This window comes from Siminovitchia acidinfaciens (genome assembly GCF_003605385.1).
GTDB classification, from domain to species: domain Bacteria; phylum Bacillota; class Bacilli; order Bacillales; family Bacillaceae_C; genus Siminovitchia; species Siminovitchia acidinfaciens.
Genome location: NZ_QYTV02000002.1, coordinates 131910 through 149490 on the forward strand (window position 1 = coordinate 131910; position 17581 = coordinate 149490).

A 17581-nucleotide genomic window follows, 5' to 3' on the forward strand; every position below is an offset into this window, starting at 1 on the left:
AGTTCCTAAAATATCAGGTCCGATATGTTATGATGAAATACATGTTAACTACTTTTTTATTTTGGTTAACATTTGAGTTTAGTCGTTCTGTCAGATTGGGGGAATTTTATGTTTAAGCTGCGAGGTCATCATATTTTTTGCCTGCTGGGCTATCGGGGAATGGGTTATTCTAAAGAATACGTTAATAATATGACACGTTTACATCAAACCTTGAGAGTCAACCCTAAGACGTTGATTCAGATCGTAAAGGGTCCTGATCAGTTGTGTGAAAAGTACCCTAACTCGGGTGAATACCACTGCCTAGACAACAGTATTTACGAAAGAGATTCCGTTTTTTTAGAGAAGTTAGGACTCAAAGTCGGCCAACTCCTTCATTGGGAGGAAATTGAGGCGCGCATCCGAAAATATGTCTTACCTTCCGATATCCATGCTGTGTGTGAAACTTGTTCCTGGCGTTTATATGGCGTTTGTGAGGAAGGTGTCCAAGAGATTCTTGAAGGGAAAGGCTTAAGGGAAGTTAAATAACCCTTCCCTTATATTTCATCGTTCCACTATAGTGCATTTTTCAAAAAGGCGGCTGATATATAAGCTTTTCTACAAACGACTTAGCATTTTTAATGGACAGATAATCATTCACTAGAATAGTAAATCGAATGTCATATAATGCTATATTCCAAACAATTATTATAATGATGAATAGTATATTGGATAAGCTATTTTATAAAATCGTTAATTAGTTGCTCTGTCGTAAGTATTGTGGCAAATTCATCATGCAATGTTGCTAGAGATATATTGTGTATAGTTTCTGCATCATAATATCTACCATTTTGGTCCTTCAAACCAAAGGCTGCTGTAGCATCAGAAATCAGGTATGTATTGAAACCTAAATTTCCACTCATTCTTGTAGTTGTTGATACACAATGAGGGGTAGTTAAACCAGTTATTACAACTGTTGATATCTCATTTGTTTTTAAATGCTCTTCTAAATTGGTCCCAATAAAGCTACTATTTACTTTCTTTGTGATAATTAATTCATCATCAATAGGCTCCACTATTCCTTTAATAGCAAAGCCCTCATTCGTCGGATGAAATACTGAATTCGGATCATCGGAAGTGTGTTGTATGTGTATTACTGACCACCCCTCCCTCCTAAATAATTGTAGTATCTTGCTAATATTTTCTTCTGCATCCAAGTTATTACGTTCTCCCCATTTTTTATCATCGAAAGCCTTTTGTACGTCAACTATAATTAACGCTTTTTTCTTCTTATTCATAAGTTCCCTCCTTAATTTCCAGTTGATAACTAAAGCCACTTTTTCATCCAGATTTAATTGCATCTTTTCATTTTCTATATAATACCTTAGTTTTACTATATCTGCTCCTATAACTTGAAATTGAGGCAATCATAGTCAATAATCGCGTCCGTTAATGGAATAACATTTTTATCTTGCAGATAAACGTCTCTTGCTTACCAATAAACTTTACTTAATCTAAACACCGAGTTTACTGGGATTTAATATTCAGGTGATATTATTGGGTTAATAACGAATAAGGAGGCAGAGTAAATGAATGTGCGTGCAATGTTTATTGATATGGATGGTACACTACTAAAATCTTCAAACGATATTTCCCGCCGGAATATAGAGGCCATTAATAGGCTCATTCATCAGGGAGTAAAGGTGTTTCTTGCCACCGGTCGACACTATGAAATAACCGCTCCCTACCATAAAAAAATTGGATTACAGACTCCCATGATCTGTTTGAATGGGGCCACTATTCACGCGGCAGAGACAGGAAAAGTTATGCAAATGAAAACCGTCCGAGTGAACGAAGAACGATTTCACCATCTGACCGGTGATGATCCATGTAATGTTATTATCCATACAGCAAATGGGCTTTATTGTAAGGAAACAAATGAAGAAATCGATTATTGGACAAAAGTTGGGCAACTTCCGCCACGGTATATTGGTGATTTAAGACAGGCAAATTATCAAGATGTTCTAAAATATAGTGTTCGTACAGGTACACCAAGTCCGAAAATTTCCGCTTTGTTTAAAAAAGAAGCAGAAGTCATCGATTGGAATGACGGTTTTGAGATGGTTGCTCCTAACACTTCCAAATGGTCCGCTATAAAAAGCTTACTTACCGAATTTCGTATTAGTCCAGATGATGTTGTAGCCATCGGAGACGGACCCAATGACATAGAGATGCTTCGTCATGTCAGTTTTGGTGTGGCAATGGGGAACGCTAGCGAAAAGGTTAAAGCAGCAGCTGATTTTGTTACAGGACACCACGAAAATGATGGATTAGCTGAGTTTATAGAATGTTATCTCCTTAAATCACATGCAACATATGCGATTTAAGTTTTTTATTGGAAATATTTTCAATTCGAAAATCTCTTTATTAGAACATTTATATTCATGTGTTGGTTATTTAACAATATCATCGGCTTTGCCACTACCAATCACCTCCAACTTTCAATATTCTCACCCTTAAAAAAATACCTTCCTTCTTACTGTAGATAAGCTCCCTTTCTAAATTAATGTATCAGACCTGTACTTACTCCATGCTTATATAAGCAACATACTTCCCACTCTCCCATACTAGTAATCTGTTATTTGATTCCAGTCTCGTCGTATGTTGAATTCTTTATTCAACAATCGTAACCTACAATAGTGGGATTACCGCATTGAAAAAAGCTTTCTGATGGACCTAAGGTCAAAATTAAAGATGGACGCACTATTCGATTAGCGCGCCCGATTGTTGAGTAACATCTTATACCTATTAAAAAAGTGTGCCCTTAAATTTCTCTGGTTTTTTTACACAGCCTGCGACTATTAATCTACAATTGGTACAAATAATGTATTCTATATCTCTGAACATAAGCTCATCTTGTTAACTGGGTAATAACTCTATATCCGCTATGCTTGCCTTTCCCCAATTCTTTACACCACATTCTGGTCATTCTGTTATTTTTCCAATTGACACCCTCCCTTTAAGAAAACACCCGAAATAAGATTTAAGAATTTTTCACTTCCAATAATTGCTTTAGTGAACAATCTGTCTCGATACATAATAAGAGTGCAATCTTATTCCGGAAAAGCGCCCGATTCTAGAATATGGGTCAGCGAATAAATGCCGCTTCTTTTTTTGAAAGAGCATCCTCTAACCATTGAGGGTGCATTGTTAACAAGTCTTCTGGTAAGTTGTCCTGACTAAAAAATTTAATTTCAAGCGATTCATCTGAATTACACTTAAGTTCCCCACCTGTAATTTCAGCAAGAAAACAAGTCGTTATAAAATGCACTGCCCTGCCATTCGGATAATTGAAAACTTGTGAATCAGGATCGGAATAAACACCAATCAGCTTTTTAATTCTTATATCTAAATTAGTCTCTTCTTTTACTGCTCTCATAACTGCTTCAGACACTGTTTCACCAATTTCCACATGTCCTGAAGGAATTCCCCACAAGCCAACATCAGCTCTTTTTTGCAATAGAACTTGATTCGCTTGGTTCAAAATAATTACAGCAACTCCAGCTTTTAAATCATCAATTTTTTTCAAATCAAAACTCCTTTCTTCAAGAAAATAGCCCGATTGAAGTGTACATATATTCCATTACTGGGCCCGTAAGTTGAAATTAGATAATATGGTTCTGTTTTGTATTTTTTTCTGAACGAATTTTGTTTTCCAAATTCGATATCCTATCAAAGCACCAATCATATTAAGGATAAAATCATCAATATCAAAACTACCTCTTTAATGGAACGATGTGTTTTTTTGCAAATTCTCTTATTCGCTTTTCCATGTCAGCAGAGGAATCTACAGCATACTCGTTTATCTCTTCATATAAGTTATTGTGTTCTCAGACATCTTACGTAGCCGCAATATAATATCTTAACATCATACCACCTCAATAATGTAAAGAAGGCTAATTCCTATTTCGGAATGGCGCACAATCGTTGGACAGATGAATTAATCTATAATTAACTTCATGCCTTCATGACTGGAGGTAAAGCCCAACTTTTCATAAAATCGGAGTGCATCTTTACGGTCTTTATCAGTAGTTAATTGTATAAGACCGCAACCTTTGGATTTTGCTATTGTAATCGCTTCACGAAACAAAGCTGCACCAACCTTTTGACCCCTGTAATTTTTATCAACACGCACTCCCTCAATTTGCGCCCGTTTCATTCCTAGCCTAGCTAGGCCAGGGATAATTGTTAATTGTAAGCAACCAATTATAATTTCATCTTGAATAACTAATAAGATTTGATTACCACTTTGATTTTCAATAGCTGAGAAAGCATCATAATAAGCCTCTGGTAAAGGGTCTTCATATTTCTCCCGTTTGGACCCTAGTTCATCATCTGCTAGTAAGCGCACAATCTCTTTTAAATCACTTTTCTTCGCCATTCTAAACTCCATTTACAACTATTCCCCATTCTTTTTTTATAGATTTTTGTTATTAGTTAAGTTCATGGATCCCATTAACCTTCTTTTAGTTTAATAATCTTACTAATCTGTCTTGCCCTTAACAAAGTTAAGGGGCACGATTCTTATTATTGAAACGCGCTTTTCCAGAAAAAATATTCAGAATATTATTCTCCGATTTGCTTCATAAATGATTCTAAACTATGGCCACAGAAGTTCTTTGATCCATTTATTATTTTCCATTCGATACAATAAGCGTATATGCTTCCTTTCTCTATCTCCTTGCCAAAATTCCACTTCACTTGCTGTTACTTTGTATAAACACCAATGAGCGTCTACTGTATTAGGTTTACTTTTCAGTCGCTCAATTTGCTCTAATATTGATTCTTCTAAGATTTTACTATCTGGTAAAACTTTACTTTGTTTCCCCAGAAGTGCAAGGGCACGTGCAACCTCACCTCTTTCTAAAAAATCCTTTGCACTTCGCTCTTTTCCTACCTTGCACGAGGTTCCTCGTATTCGAACTTGCCTGCCAATCAAGGACCAATAAAAGGTTAAAGAAACATTTGGATTCATCTTCAATTGTTGTCCCTTCACACTGTTTGAGCCAGATGCAAAGTACCATCCATCTTCATCCATATCTTTTAAAATAAGTACCCTTGCATCAGGATACCCAAAACTGTTGATGGTTGAGAGTGTCATGGAGTGAGGTTCATGAACACCCTTTTCTATAACAGTATAAAACCATTCTTGAAAGAGCTCGTTTGGATTTGAAGGAACATTAGTAGGGTCAAATTTTGGAAATGGTCCTTCCAAAGATTTGAGGTTTTTTAACTTATGGGTATCCTTCATATGTATACTCCTTTTCCTTTCATACTCAATTACAATTCTATAAACTAATGACTAATCCTTCTTCATCACACCTGACTTGTTAGTTTAAGGTGGAGATTTTTTGATATAAATATCTCATTGTCTTTTAATCGATCCTCAACCATTCAGCCCTATAATAAAATAAGCGCCAATTCAATTATGGCGCCCTTATTATTGAAGATCAAAGGCTATTGAAGCCAGATCTTACTAATTTAATTCTAGTCTCCGTTGTTCAATAACTGATTCGGACGATGAAGAACTTGAAAACCGACATATTGATCCCTAGTACAAATTTCCCCTTGGTATAACAATCCCAGTAACTCATCACCCGAAGCCTGTGACACATTAATTATGCAAATCGCACACCCAGCATCCCAGTGACTAACCCAACAATCGTGCCAAGCATACACACTGCAAGCCAAACCTTCCTGCTCCGTGCTTCTTTCAAAGAAAACCATCCTGCAGTGGCAAGTAAAATGCCTTCAATCAAAAACCACGGTTCGAAAATGACCATATCCCACACCACGTACATATCATCATGAATATCAAATGTCCTATTCTCCAAACCAATCACACCTGCGATTTGCAAGCCACGATAGATAATGCCAAAAATGCCATGAGAAGTGGCTATCGAACATCCAAATACAGATATGGAAAGCAACAATAAGTGCAAAATTTTATTTTTGCTTAAATAAATGAAACCAAGACCTACGAATCCTGCAACAATAAAGAATGGTAATGAAATCCAATTAATCAGTTCAAACTGGGAAGATGCAGCCACGCCGGGTTTTAGTAGGAACAGCCCCATTCTTCCACCTAAAGCCCAATATAGATGTGGCAGCATATAGGCAATGGACCATACAAAAACAGCGCCGCCTGCCCAGTTGGTTGATTTTAATTGCAGTGGTTTCGACGACAGATTTGAATTCATTAACGATCACCTCGGCAATGTCCTTGAAACCATTGTGCAAGACTTTTACTTAAGCCGTTAATTCTTATTCGGGGCATGCGCCCTTTAAATGAACAACAGCACGTAAAATTCCGCAACTATCAGTTCTTATCTTTAATCAACCGGCCATGCATCTTGTAATTTTCTCATTACTATGATTTGTCCAGCATGGTGGGCATCATGACGGATTACACCATTAATATGTTTACACAGTGGAAGTTTGGATGTATCATTTCCTAAATCTATTGCGCTCAACTTTTGGATTTGCCCATATATTTCCCCATTAACTCGATGCATCCTTTTGACTATAGCATCCCAATCTTCTTGTGAATCTCCTTCATATGCAAATGTATCTTGGTTATTTGATGCATACACTGCAGTTTTTCCTCGTAACCGCAATAACAAGCGTTCTTTGTAAAATAGCAAGTGAGCAGTAATTTCCCAAATTGAATTTATTGTCTTGTTTTCAGGTTTCCATACTGCCTGCTGAACAGTCAGATCATTTATTACTAGCTCTACTGGTGAGTACCAATCATCTTTATTATAAGTATGTTCTATTTCATAAAGTAACAGATCGATTACATTCAATGTTTTTAACCTCTCCCCTTTTAATAGCCTATTAAATACATTCGTTATATATAATGTTTTTCCTTTCTATAAGGTTACGGAGAGTATTTAAAAAAATGAGGATGTTTGTTTAAAAAAACGATATATTTATTCATATGCATTCTTTCACAATCTGGACCTAAAATAAAAAATGATCGCTATCCTTATTCTAGGATGAAAAAATAACAGCGATTAATAAGTTCGCAAACCTCATACGAATAAATTGATACTTAAATCTATTGTTATTTTTTAACCCGGTAAGAACTAACAGGGACTAGATAACTCGACAATGTGGAACATTCGAATAATCTTTTTATATTTGAAAATGCTCTTATTAAAACCTTACAATAATAATTATGACTTTGCCTCCAAATTTCGTCATACTAATAAAGCTATTAGAAAGTTTTAGATCGTATAATTGTTGACGAAATTGAATGTAGTGCTATGCTTGGTATTTCTCAAGGGGAACAAAGGCGTTTCTTTGAACAATATATAAAATCAGGAATATTGTAATTGCAGCCAAGGAAGGAAGATAAATATGATTACTTTAAAGTCACAGCGTGAAATTGATATGATGAAAAAGGCAGGCCGATTACTTGCTGACACACATAAACAAGTAGCTAAGATGATACAGCCAGGTGTCACAACTTGGGAAATTGAAGAATTCGTAGATCGTTATTTACGCAAACATGGGGCCATTTCAGAACAAATAGGTTACAACGGCTACAAATACGCAATTTGTGCGAGTATCAATGATGAAGTTTGCCACGGATTCCCACGAAAGGTTTCGCTAAAAGAAGGAGATATTGTCACCATTGATACTGTTGTAAATTTAAATGGATACTTAGCTGATTCAGCATGGAGCTATCCAGTCGGAAAAATTAACAATCTAACGCAAAAACTATTAGATGTCACTAAAGAATCTTTATATAAGGGTATCGAACAAGTCAAAATAGGAAATCGAATCGGTGATATTGGTCATGCTATACAAACGTATGTTGAAGCTCAAGGATTTTCTGTAGTTCGCGATTTCATAGGTCATGGCATCGGACCTACTATGCATGAAGATCCTCAAGTCCCACATTATGGTCTGCCCGGAAAAGGACCTCGTATAAAGGAAGGAATGGTTTTCACCATTGAACCAATGGTCAATTTGGGAGGCTACGAAACAAAAATGGATAATAACGGCTGGACTGCCCGCACGATGGATGGTTCTCTCTCTGCTCAATATGAACATACCATAGCAGTTACAAAAGATGAGATTATTATTATTACTTTACAAGAAGATTAAATATCCAGTATTAACCATTCCCATTGAGTAGCTTTTGCTTTCTTGAGCAAGGCTACTTTTTTGTTTTCTTGAAGATATATTTTAATAATCTGGCCCTAATATATAAATGGGCAGTAATTCTTGCTATTGAATCGTATCCGATAGCAGCATAAAAATTTTGATGAGCATTTACTTAAAAATAGGGACCTTTTTAATGGTCAACAAATGTCCCTCTTCTAACAAAAGTTGTTTTGGACTAACAATCTCATGCAATAATACTTTGGACTTTTTTCGTATCTTCATTTCAACTCGGCTTGAATTTAATAAATTGATTATTTGTACTGTACAAACTTTATAAGGTGCAGTGTGATTATGAATATACTGTAATAATTCCCGTAACTCCCATTCCTTTTCAAGACTGATTGTTTCCAATTGAACCGGAAAATCAAATTCCGGAATAATAATGTCTGTCTCTATGTAATCCCTAGTCCCATCTTTTTGTCTGATGCCAGATAATAATAATACGTCATTTTTTTCTCACCCCTCTAACAGACAGATTCTTATCTTAAATATCTAGGTATTGCACAACAATCTGTCCCTATTATGAAAAAAGGAGGCAACACCTTATTCCGGATATTAGCCCGTTTGAGAACAGTAGTAAAAACAATGCCTAGAAATGGTACACCGCTGACTGCAAGTCAAGCGTTCTCCCACGATGGTTACTTTAACTGTCTCAAACATTATATTTTTTCCATACAAAAAAGGAATTTCTTAAAATAAGTACTGACCCATCCACTAAGCAACCGTCCGCTAACTGGATAACCTCTTTCGGATAATCGGCACTTGTGTCTCATCATCAGGGATGAGAGGAACGCCAGCCGGAATATGCCGGCACCCTCCCCGCACTTGACCGTGATTTTCATTTTTGTAAGTGTGCCAATTTATCTGGATTTGCCACCATATAAACGTGGGAAATCTTATCGCCCAGGAACTGTATTGACACCACATAGGCGACATAGCCGTCGATTGATATGACAACGCCTGGATATCCATTCACATCTTTGAATTCCATTATCGAGTTTTCAGGTAATTTTTTCATTATGCTTGTAAACAAAAAGACAATTCGTTCTGATGTATAGATGGGATTTAGCGCAGCTTTTACTTTGCCGCCCCCGTCAGAAATAAATACAGAATCTGTCTTCAATAATTCTAGCATTTTATGAATATTACCTTTTTGAAGTGCCATCGTAAATTGTTCTACCCTGCTCCTCATAGATTGGAAATCCAATGAAGAAGCTTTCGGACGGTTTTCCATGCTTTTTTTAGCTCTATGAAAAATCTGTCTGCAATTAGTGGATGTTTTTCCAATAATAGCTGCAATTTCTTCATAGCTATACTGAAAAACTTCTCGTAATATGAAGACTGCTCGTTCATCCTCAGATAACTGTTGCAAAAGCAAGAGATAAGCTGTCGAGATAGATTCCTTCATTAAATAAGTTTGAGAAGGGTCATTTCCTTCATCTACCAATGGTTCCGGTAGCCACTCTCCAATATAAACCTCGCGGTTACTAACAGCGGAACGCAATTTGTCTATAGAGCTATTCATCACGATCCTACATAAATAAGCTTTCTCGTTTTCAATGACTTTTTCGCCGCTTACCCTGTTATAAGTTAGGAACGCTTCTTGCACAAGATCTTCTGCATCGACAACACTTCCCGTCATTCGATAAGCGATTGAAAATAACAAAGATTTATACGTCTGATACAGTTGTTCTGTTTCCAAAATGATTAACCTTCCTTTACCAAAATCATTTCACTTGTTTTTAAAATTTCTTGTGCTGCACGCTTCCCACTTGCTACAGCAGCGTCTGCTAATACTTCTTCATGCCCCGCCCAATCTCCTGCAATATAAATTCCGCTCATTTCTGGTATACTTGGCCCTGGATTTTCTTTTCGCTTCATATGCGGAAAATCATAAGATACTGTTAGTTTCGGTAAAAATTGTTGTACAACCACTTCTTTCCTCCATCCTGGATGAAGCAAATCCATGACTGTTTCTAATTGTCGCTTATCTGCATGTACGTTCAATTCTTCCATAGGATGATGGTATTTTGCGAGACTAACAACGATTGTTCCATCATTACTTAATTTTGCTGCTCGCGATTGATTTGTAAAAAGAAAAGGTTGATCAAGACCGATTGCAAATTGACGTTGTGGGCAAGGTAACTTCTTCAACCCTACATCAATGCAGCTTGCCGTAATCGGAATTGCTTGTTCATTCCAGCGATGCAGAGAGGTTTGTTCTGCACCTTTAATCATTTTTACAGCTTCTTTCGGAGGGGATGCAACAATACAATCAGCAACGCCAATGACCGTCCCATCCGAACATAGTATGCTTTGATATTCCCCATGATGCTCAATATTTGTGACATTTTTATTCGTAAATATTTCAACTCCTCCTGCTATTGCCTGCTGCCTAAGTTTCGCAACAATCGTTCCCCAACCTCCATCAACATACAAAACTCCACCTTTCAAAGAACGTTGTACTTGCTTCAATACCGGCTTTGCAAACTGTAAGGTCGGTGCATTGGTATACGTCGTCAATCGACAGATCGAATAAAAAATATGCCTTACCATTGGATCGGTTATTTCCGTATCAGCCCATTCTGTGAGACTAATTTCTGGAATAGAATCAATATTTAACTTCATCACCTTTAACATTAACTTTCCGAACACAAACTTAGCTTTCCATGTTAAAAGGGTGGACGACATGATCGACGAAAAATCTGTTGGTATGACTTGAACTGAATGATCTAAAATCCCATGAATGTGAACGGACTTTGAAGCATTTCCACCTGGAATGGATAATCCAAGTTCAGTTAGAATCGTCATGGCATCACTTGAAAGATACAATCCATGCGGTCCTAAATTCATTAGAACTCCATTTTTATCATTCGTCATCGCCCTGCCACCAAGACGATTGGATTTTTCCAAAACAACGATTTTCTTTCCTTCTCTTGCCAAGAAATTAGCTGCAGTCAATCCAGCCAATCCTCCACCAATGATCGCAACATCATATTTAAACATAAAAAAATCCCTCCTAGATATCGTTCTGTAATCAAAACGATTGAGGAGAGGATTTTGTGACAGCGAATAGGAAATATTTTATATTGAGGAGAATTAGTACTTCACATCAAGCCCGATTGCGGAAAGATTAAGATAGTGATTGCTATTTTTAGCTTGTTGAGCTAACTTTCACTTCAATAATAATTAAGTAAGCATTCTGTATGTTTGAACTAAAATTCAACTTTTATTTTCTAAATCTTTGATTCAATTCTCTAGTCTCTTATTTTTCTCCATTACCAATAATTATCCCCCTTTAACTAAAGGAAGACGCAGATCCTTATTTGAATCGCGCCTTTAACGGAATAAAAAGTTGCTTGAAGTTGTTAAACATATTTATTGTAGTTATACATCTTTTTTGTCACTAACATTATCTTTCATGGGAATAGGTTTATATGGTTCATCTGATTATAAACCTTATTTAAATAAGATAGGTATCGATTATATGAAATTGAACTTTCGTTATGGAGGATTATGATATGTTGCATTTTATTAGTTATATAACCGCGTGGCAGCATCGAATATTTTGCCAAATGTTTAAACAATGGTCTTGTGACTAAATTTTCCAGATAGGCTGATTGATTACTCCCAGGCCTTCTTGTCTTATTTAGAGCTTGAATCATTTGTTCAGCGCTCCTTATTCCTAATCCATGTCCAAAATATGTGCCATCTTCGAGAACAACGGCATTTTCTCCTCTCCACCAAGGGGTTTTTGGATTAAAATCTGGATTATTAAAGTAGATGACATCTCCTGGTAAGAAATGATTCGTTTTAATGGTGTGTATTCCGAGTTCAGGATCAGAATGCCAGCTATATAAATAGATTTTTTGGAATAATCGATTATATAAGTGTTCATCAATACTGTTTAGAACGGCATGGTAATAGATAATCATCTTTGCAGTAGCACATTCAAACGCATACAATGAACTATTTTTGTAAATGTCTCGAATCGCGTCAGATGGTTTTACACCATACCTTAACTGGAATCCGCCGGCATTTGTCAAAAGCCAATATTGGGGATTACAACGAGATTTTGCTAAGATTGCAAACTGTGAATGGCCTTGATTCATGGATCTTGCACTTACTATGATGTTTTTTCGTAACTTGAGTTCAAACGTTAATTCATCCATGGATTGATACGAATAAACGATTGGATCTTCATGCATTCGTTGAATGATTACGCGCTCAATACTATCAGATGGCCACATGCCACTTTGTTGAAATTGGACCCCTGCTAGTTGTATCAACAATCCTTACTCCAATCTAAATATCATTTGTAGTATTACCAGCGTATTCAACCTTTTTAAATTTGTTGTTAAATTAAAATAAAGTTGTTTAATTTTAATCCAAAACTACACATTTCCCCGTCCATATAAATGGACGGGGTAGAAATGAATTTATTTAACTTTTGAATTAATCATCGAATAACTCTTTAAGTAAGTAACAATAATGTCGTTTAAATCTGAGAGTTTAATTCAACAATCGGGGCCCGATTGTTGAACAAGTTGTTATTTCTCAATTCGTACTAATGTTTTTTCAGGCATTTCAATCATATCAACAATAAAGTTATCAATTCTTAAAGTTATTTTACATACTCGTTTGTCTTTTGATACCGAGAAAAGCATAAAACATGAACAAACAAAGGACACACTATTCGATTAGTGCATCCGTTAATCGAAGAACAGAATAGCTATTGTATCCTAAACAGTCTTCGTCAGCATATTCCCATTTATTAAATAATATGAATAGGGTAAATGGTTGTGATTATTGGGGGGATTGGAATGAATGGAAATGAACATTTGCATGCTGATACAGGTGTAACATCAAGAGTCTTCGTCGAGCGATCGTTAAATGAAATCCGTTTTTGGTCTAGGATCATGAAAGAACATTCTTTTTTTCTCCGATTAGGTTTTAGAGCAGAGGACACTAAATTAATCCAAGAAGCTAATCAATTTTTTCGATTATTTGAACGCATTGAACAAACGGCGCATTCTCTTTCGAATCAAACAGACCCTGAACAAATAAAAAAATTTAATTCGGAAGTACAACAAGCCGCAACTAGCATATTTGCATTTAAACGAAAAGTATTGGGACTAATTCTATCTTGCCAATTGCCCGGTGCAAACAACTTCCCCCTTTTGGTTGATCATATAAGTAGGGAAGCAAATTATTTTAGGAAGCGTTTAATTGAATTAAATGAAGGTAAACTAAAACCACTTCCTGATGCTATTATTAAAGAAAATGTCTTCTTCTTAAGGATTATGGCTGACCATGCAAAATTTATTGGCCATTTGTTGGATCCATCCGAAAGGAAGTTAATTGATATCGCCCGAAATTTTAGTAATGATTTTGATCAATTAATGTATCAAGCAATAGATATAGAATCTATGAAGCCACAATCTCAAACTGTTCCGCTTCTAGATCAATTTCTGGACCAAAATCGTGTGTCCGTCGCATCCCTTCGGGACTTCAAGAAAACAGCACGTGATCTAATAGAACAATGTAAAATAAAGAGCATTATTCATCCGTTATTAGCAGATCATGTTTTCCGTGAAGCTGATAGATTCCTTGAAATAATTGATATGTTTGATGCTCATCTTACAAGTAATATTAATCAATCTAGATAGTGTATCAAGCATTTTGGCATTATTAAACTGTTCTAATTCAGAGAATAGTTGTTTTGAAATTCTTCCATTGCTTAGGCTGATTTAACACCGTTAACTTTTGCACACCACCTTAAACAGTCCCTTAGGGATACTACCAGCGAAGCTGTCAGCATCCGCATTACAATAAGTTATTTAAATTTAATACTTCTACCACGCACACCCCCTTCCTGTTTTGGATGGGGGTATTATAAAGTTGTTAAACTTTTTAATAAGGATGCCTTAGCAATACAGCCTTTTAAAAATATTAACTTCTTTAATAATCGGGCCTGATTGTTGAAGATCGTTATTGAAGTATCGCACTCCTTTAGCTTAATAAATACTGGGTATTCGGATTATATGGTTTAACACCCACTGAATTTGATATGTCGCAATATATTCGAAATGTGCCTATATCTATTAATTGACCTCATAATTGACCTTACCCATTCAATGAATATATCCATTATTGATCTATATTTTTACCTTTTAATTTGGTAAATAAAATAATTAATAAATCTATGGTTAAAAATAGGAAACCAATAACCAATGAATACTTAAAAAGCTTAGCTGTTGAATATCCTCCCACATAAAAAAAATATAAAAATAAAAAAAAGAATCCTAACATTAGGAAAAGTCTTTGGAGTTTTATCAAAATCATTTTCTCCTTTTTAATTTAATTTTAAAAAAGAAGTACAGAATGCCACCGAAATTTTTTTGAATATCAAATTACTTCTCCTCCGTTAAAAATTATTTTAACGATATTAGCCAACAAAATGACCCGATAAAGGAAAAGGCACACTGACTTATTCAATAAGCGCGCCCGTTTATGAAATAGTAACGTTAACCACGACCAATCGTATCGTTCAGCTTCGTGCGATATTTGTCCCTCCAAGTTTTCGCATCCTTCACTAGTTCGGCGCAGAAAGCGGCCACGTCCTCACCCGTGAGGTCAGTGACTTTCTTGCTTTCTGCTGCACCTTCCTCGAAGAGGTCGAGAATGCCACCAAAGATACGGTTGATGTCGTTCCAGTCAGAGGGACCACCAGAGGTCCACATATATTTTTTGATAGCTTGGTAAGCGTTGTGGTACTCACTTGGAAGTACCTTCGCACGTGCTTCCATCGCCTTCCATTCTCGCTTGTCATCTAGACTTCCGATAATTTTTTCAAAAATACTCATATTATCTCTCCTTTTGATTTTGTTTTAGTTTTAAGATCGTTAATTTTACTTGAGATGAATTCCCATTTCTTCCAAAAAATTTTAAGTTGCTCTCGACCTGCTGCGTTGAGTGTGTAAAATTTTCTTGGCGGTCCCATATTGGATGGCTTTTTCTCGATGTCCACCAGGTTGTTTTTCTCAAGGCGCATAGTAATCGTATAAACTGTGCCTTCAACTACTTCTGTGAAGCCGAGTTCTCTCAGTTGTTGCGTGATTTCATAGCCGTAAGTTTCGCCACAGCTGATGATCTCAAGCACACAACCCTCAAGCACTCCTTTCAACATTTCTGTTATATTCTCCACTTTTTTCCTCCGTTTGTATTTCTTTAATATTTTTTGAGTACTCTGTAACATAGGTGTTCTGTGATACTGGTATTCAGTATTACTTACTGCGGGTATATAGTAATACATATTAGTGTCACTTGTCAAGAATAAATATTTTCGTCAAAAAATACCGTTATTGTCCCGTTACTTTAGGTACATTTCTTCACAGTATCTTTCTAAATTTAACTATAACTGGACATTTCCTCCCTGTTCCACTCCAACAAAACTTTCTTAATTTGTAAGATCACCAATGATTCACTATCGCCAAACTTTGATTCGTAGAACCTTCTTATTTTAAAAGTGTCTTGAATTAATCAGAATATGATATAAATGCAAAAAAACTAACCGCCAACATAATGACGGTTAGTTTTTTTGCTTAAAATGATGAGCTATCTTCAATTGCTGTTTTATCATTAAATGTTTTCAAATTCAGTTTCCCCAAGATTCGTGCTGTCAATGTTCCGGAAACCATGCTGTCATTTACATTTACAGCTGTACGCCCCATATCGATTAGTGCCTCAATTGATATCAGCAACCCTGCCAATGCGACTGGAAGACCCATGGAAGATAACACGATTAATGCTGCGAAGGTTGCCCCTCCGCCCACACCGGCAACGCCAAATGAACTGATTCCGATAATTAACACCAATTTGATGATAAATGCTGGTGTAAGTGGATCAATCCCTACTGTTGGAGCAATCATGACTGCCAGCATGGCAGGATACAATCCCGCACAGCCGTTTTGCCCAATGGTTGCTCCAAACGAAGCTGACATGTTAGCGATTCCTGTATCAACACCAAGTGAGTTTTTCTGTGCTTGGATGTTCAGTGGAATCGTACCTGCACTCGAGCGGGATGTAAAAGCAAACCCTAGCACAGGCATGACCTTTCTTAGGTACGTGATTGGATTTAAACCAAAAATCCCCACTAATAAAAGATGGAAAATCATAATGACGAATAAACCGACATAAGAGGCAATCACGAATTTTCCAAGCTGAACAATACCAGCCACATCTGTTTTAGCCACCGTATTTGCCATCAAAGCCAGAATTCCAAATGGTGTCAGGCGCAAAATCAATGTTACGATCCGCATAACAACTGCATAAAATGCATTCACGATTTTCGTAAACATTTCGGCTTGTTCCGGATTTTTTCTCCGTAACCCAAGGACAGCAATCCCAACGATGATGGAGAAAATGACCACTGCAATGACCGAAGTTGAGCGCTCTCCTGTCATATCTAGAAAGATATTGGATGGAATAAAACTAAGGATTTTCTGCGGCGTTGTTAAATCCTCTACTTCTCCAAGTTTTTCTAAAAGCATATCCCCTCGATCTATTTCAGCCTGTCCCGCTTCAATTTGATCTGCATTCAAATCAAATAGTGCAGCAGATCCAATTCCAATCAAAGCGGCCACCATAGCCGTCGAAACTAAGAAACCAATAATCCAGGCAGACATTTTTCCAAGGTCTGCTGATTTTTCCAAGTTAATGATGGATTGAATGATAGACACCATGACAAGTGGTACGACAATCATCATCAACAGTTTGATATATCCGCTTCCGACAATACTATACCAATCTGCTGTAGTCGTTAAAATTTCTGAATCTACTCCATAGATGGCCTGTAAAAGTGCACCAAGTATAATGCCAGCACCTAAACCCGTAAATACGCGTTTTGTAAACGACACATGTTTCTTTTGCATAAAAATAAGAAGTCCAATAATCGCAAGTAAAGCAACGATATTCACGCTAATTAATAGTATATCCATGATGTCCCCCTTTCTCTATTTGGCTCAGTATGTTTTTTTATGATATGCATCACTGTTTACTGTGCCACAGAATAAAAGAATAATTCCTATCTAATTAGTATGTTTAATAAAATAATAATATACATGCCACAAGTGATTCTGTCAATATTTTGGTTTAACGAACCATTTTCATGAGTCCCTATTTTAGAAGAGGTTGTATAGAGATACTGAACTTGATAAATTGACTTCTCCGTAAAACAAATCCAGTAAAATAGATTTCAATGAGTTTATTAATTTGTGAGGGGCTTTTTTTCTAAATAGGAATTTCAGTTAATTTCACTTTTATTCCAACCCCTCTTTTCTGAACGCGTCCTTATTAATTGCAAGGGTGT

At 36.3% G+C, this 17581-nt stretch carries 16 protein-coding genes; 4 read left to right on the forward strand and 12 right to left on the reverse strand.

Features of this window, described 5'->3' with window-relative positions; translation table 11 throughout:
• The first annotated feature begins 108 nt into the window (after window positions 1–108).
• Window positions 109–525 (forward strand): DUF1284 domain-containing protein, encoded by a 417-nt coding sequence (locus D4T97_RS04925; RefSeq protein ID WP_126048326.1) that lies wholly within the window; start codon window positions 109–111, stop codon window positions 523–525.
• A gap of 188 nt (window positions 526–713) precedes the next feature.
• Here D4T97_RS04925 and D4T97_RS04930 read toward each other — a convergent pair whose 3' ends face one another.
• Window positions 714–1274 (reverse strand): cysteine hydrolase family protein, encoded by a 561-nt coding sequence (locus tag D4T97_RS04930; protein WP_126049149.1) that lies wholly within the window; start codon window positions 1272–1274, stop codon window positions 714–716.
• 291 nt (window positions 1275–1565) lie between these two features.
• On the opposite strand from D4T97_RS04930, the gene D4T97_RS04935 reads away from it, so the two are divergent.
• Window positions 1566–2363, forward strand: a complete 798-nt coding sequence (locus D4T97_RS04935) for an HAD family hydrolase (protein WP_126048328.1) — start codon at window positions 1566–1568, stop codon at window positions 2361–2363.
• A gap of 761 nt (window positions 2364–3124) precedes the next feature.
• Here the strand turns inward: D4T97_RS04935 and D4T97_RS04945 are convergent.
• From D4T97_RS04945 to D4T97_RS04970, 5 genes are all read right to left on the reverse strand, one after another.
• Window positions 3125–3565, reverse strand: coding sequence for an NUDIX domain-containing protein (locus tag D4T97_RS04945; protein ID WP_126048330.1), 441 nt, complete (start codon window positions 3563–3565; stop codon window positions 3125–3127).
• Window positions 3566–3976: 411 nt separating this feature from the next.
• On the reverse strand, window positions 3977–4429 hold the full coding sequence (locus tag D4T97_RS04955) for a GNAT family N-acetyltransferase (RefSeq protein ID WP_126048332.1): 453 nt from the start codon (window positions 4427–4429) through the stop codon (window positions 3977–3979).
• A 207-nt stretch (window positions 4430–4636) separates the two neighbouring features.
• Window positions 4637–5287 (reverse strand): pyridoxine/pyridoxamine 5'-phosphate oxidase, encoded by a 651-nt coding sequence (locus D4T97_RS04960; protein WP_126048334.1) that lies wholly within the window; start codon window positions 5285–5287, stop codon window positions 4637–4639.
• A 367-nt stretch (window positions 5288–5654) separates the two neighbouring features.
• Window positions 5655–6236, reverse strand: coding sequence for a DUF3995 domain-containing protein (locus D4T97_RS04965; protein WP_126048336.1), 582 nt, complete (start codon window positions 6234–6236; stop codon window positions 5655–5657).
• Between the two features lie 132 nt (window positions 6237–6368).
• Window positions 6369–6842, reverse strand: a complete 474-nt coding sequence (locus D4T97_RS04970) for a DinB family protein (RefSeq protein WP_164525472.1) — start codon at window positions 6840–6842, stop codon at window positions 6369–6371.
• A gap of 556 nt (window positions 6843–7398) precedes the next feature.
• Here D4T97_RS04970 and map point away from each other — a divergent pair.
• Window positions 7399–8151 (forward strand): type I methionyl aminopeptidase, encoded by a 753-nt coding sequence (gene map, locus D4T97_RS04975; protein WP_126048340.1) that lies wholly within the window; start codon window positions 7399–7401, stop codon window positions 8149–8151.
• Window positions 8152–9049: 898 nt separating this feature from the next.
• Here map and D4T97_RS04980 read toward each other — a convergent pair.
• The 3 genes from D4T97_RS04980 to D4T97_RS04990 all read right to left on the reverse strand — a co-directional run bounded on the left by D4T97_RS04980 (window position 9050) and on the right by D4T97_RS04990 (window position 12500).
• Window positions 9050–9913, reverse strand: coding sequence for an RNA polymerase sigma-70 factor (locus D4T97_RS04980; protein WP_126048342.1), 864 nt, complete (start codon window positions 9911–9913; stop codon window positions 9050–9052).
• 5 nt (window positions 9914–9918) lie between these two features.
• Window positions 9919–11217, reverse strand: a complete 1299-nt coding sequence (locus D4T97_RS04985) for a phytoene desaturase family protein (RefSeq protein ID WP_126048344.1) — start codon at window positions 11215–11217, stop codon at window positions 9919–9921.
• A gap of 413 nt (window positions 11218–11630) precedes the next feature.
• Window positions 11631–12500: a protein-glutamine gamma-glutamyltransferase gene (locus tag D4T97_RS04990; RefSeq protein ID WP_126048346.1), complete on the reverse strand. Its 870-nt coding sequence runs from the start codon at window positions 12498–12500 to the stop codon at window positions 11631–11633.
• Between the two features lie 534 nt (window positions 12501–13034).
• Between D4T97_RS04990 and D4T97_RS04995 the strand changes: the two genes are divergently transcribed.
• Complete coding sequence (locus D4T97_RS04995) at window positions 13035–13880, forward strand: DUF2935 domain-containing protein (protein ID WP_126048348.1); 846 nt, start codon at window positions 13035–13037, stop codon at window positions 13878–13880.
• Window positions 13881–14738: 858 nt separating this feature from the next.
• Here D4T97_RS04995 and D4T97_RS05000 read toward each other — a convergent pair.
• The 3 genes from D4T97_RS05000 to D4T97_RS05010 form a co-directional block, all read right to left on the reverse strand.
• A complete protein-coding gene (locus D4T97_RS05000; RefSeq protein ID WP_126048350.1) occupies window positions 14739–15077 on the reverse strand; it encodes a DUF1048 domain-containing protein in 339 nt (112 codons plus the stop codon).
• Complete coding sequence (locus tag D4T97_RS05005) at window positions 15074–15418, reverse strand: PadR family transcriptional regulator (RefSeq protein WP_126048352.1); 345 nt, start codon at window positions 15416–15418, stop codon at window positions 15074–15076. The genes D4T97_RS05000 and D4T97_RS05005 overlap by 4 nt, the downstream gene beginning before the upstream one ends.
• 397 nt (window positions 15419–15815) lie before the next feature.
• Complete coding sequence (locus tag D4T97_RS05010; protein ID WP_126048354.1) at window positions 15816–17210, reverse strand: L-cystine transporter; 1395 nt, start codon at window positions 17208–17210, stop codon at window positions 15816–15818.
• Window positions 17211–17581: the final 371 nt, after the last annotated feature.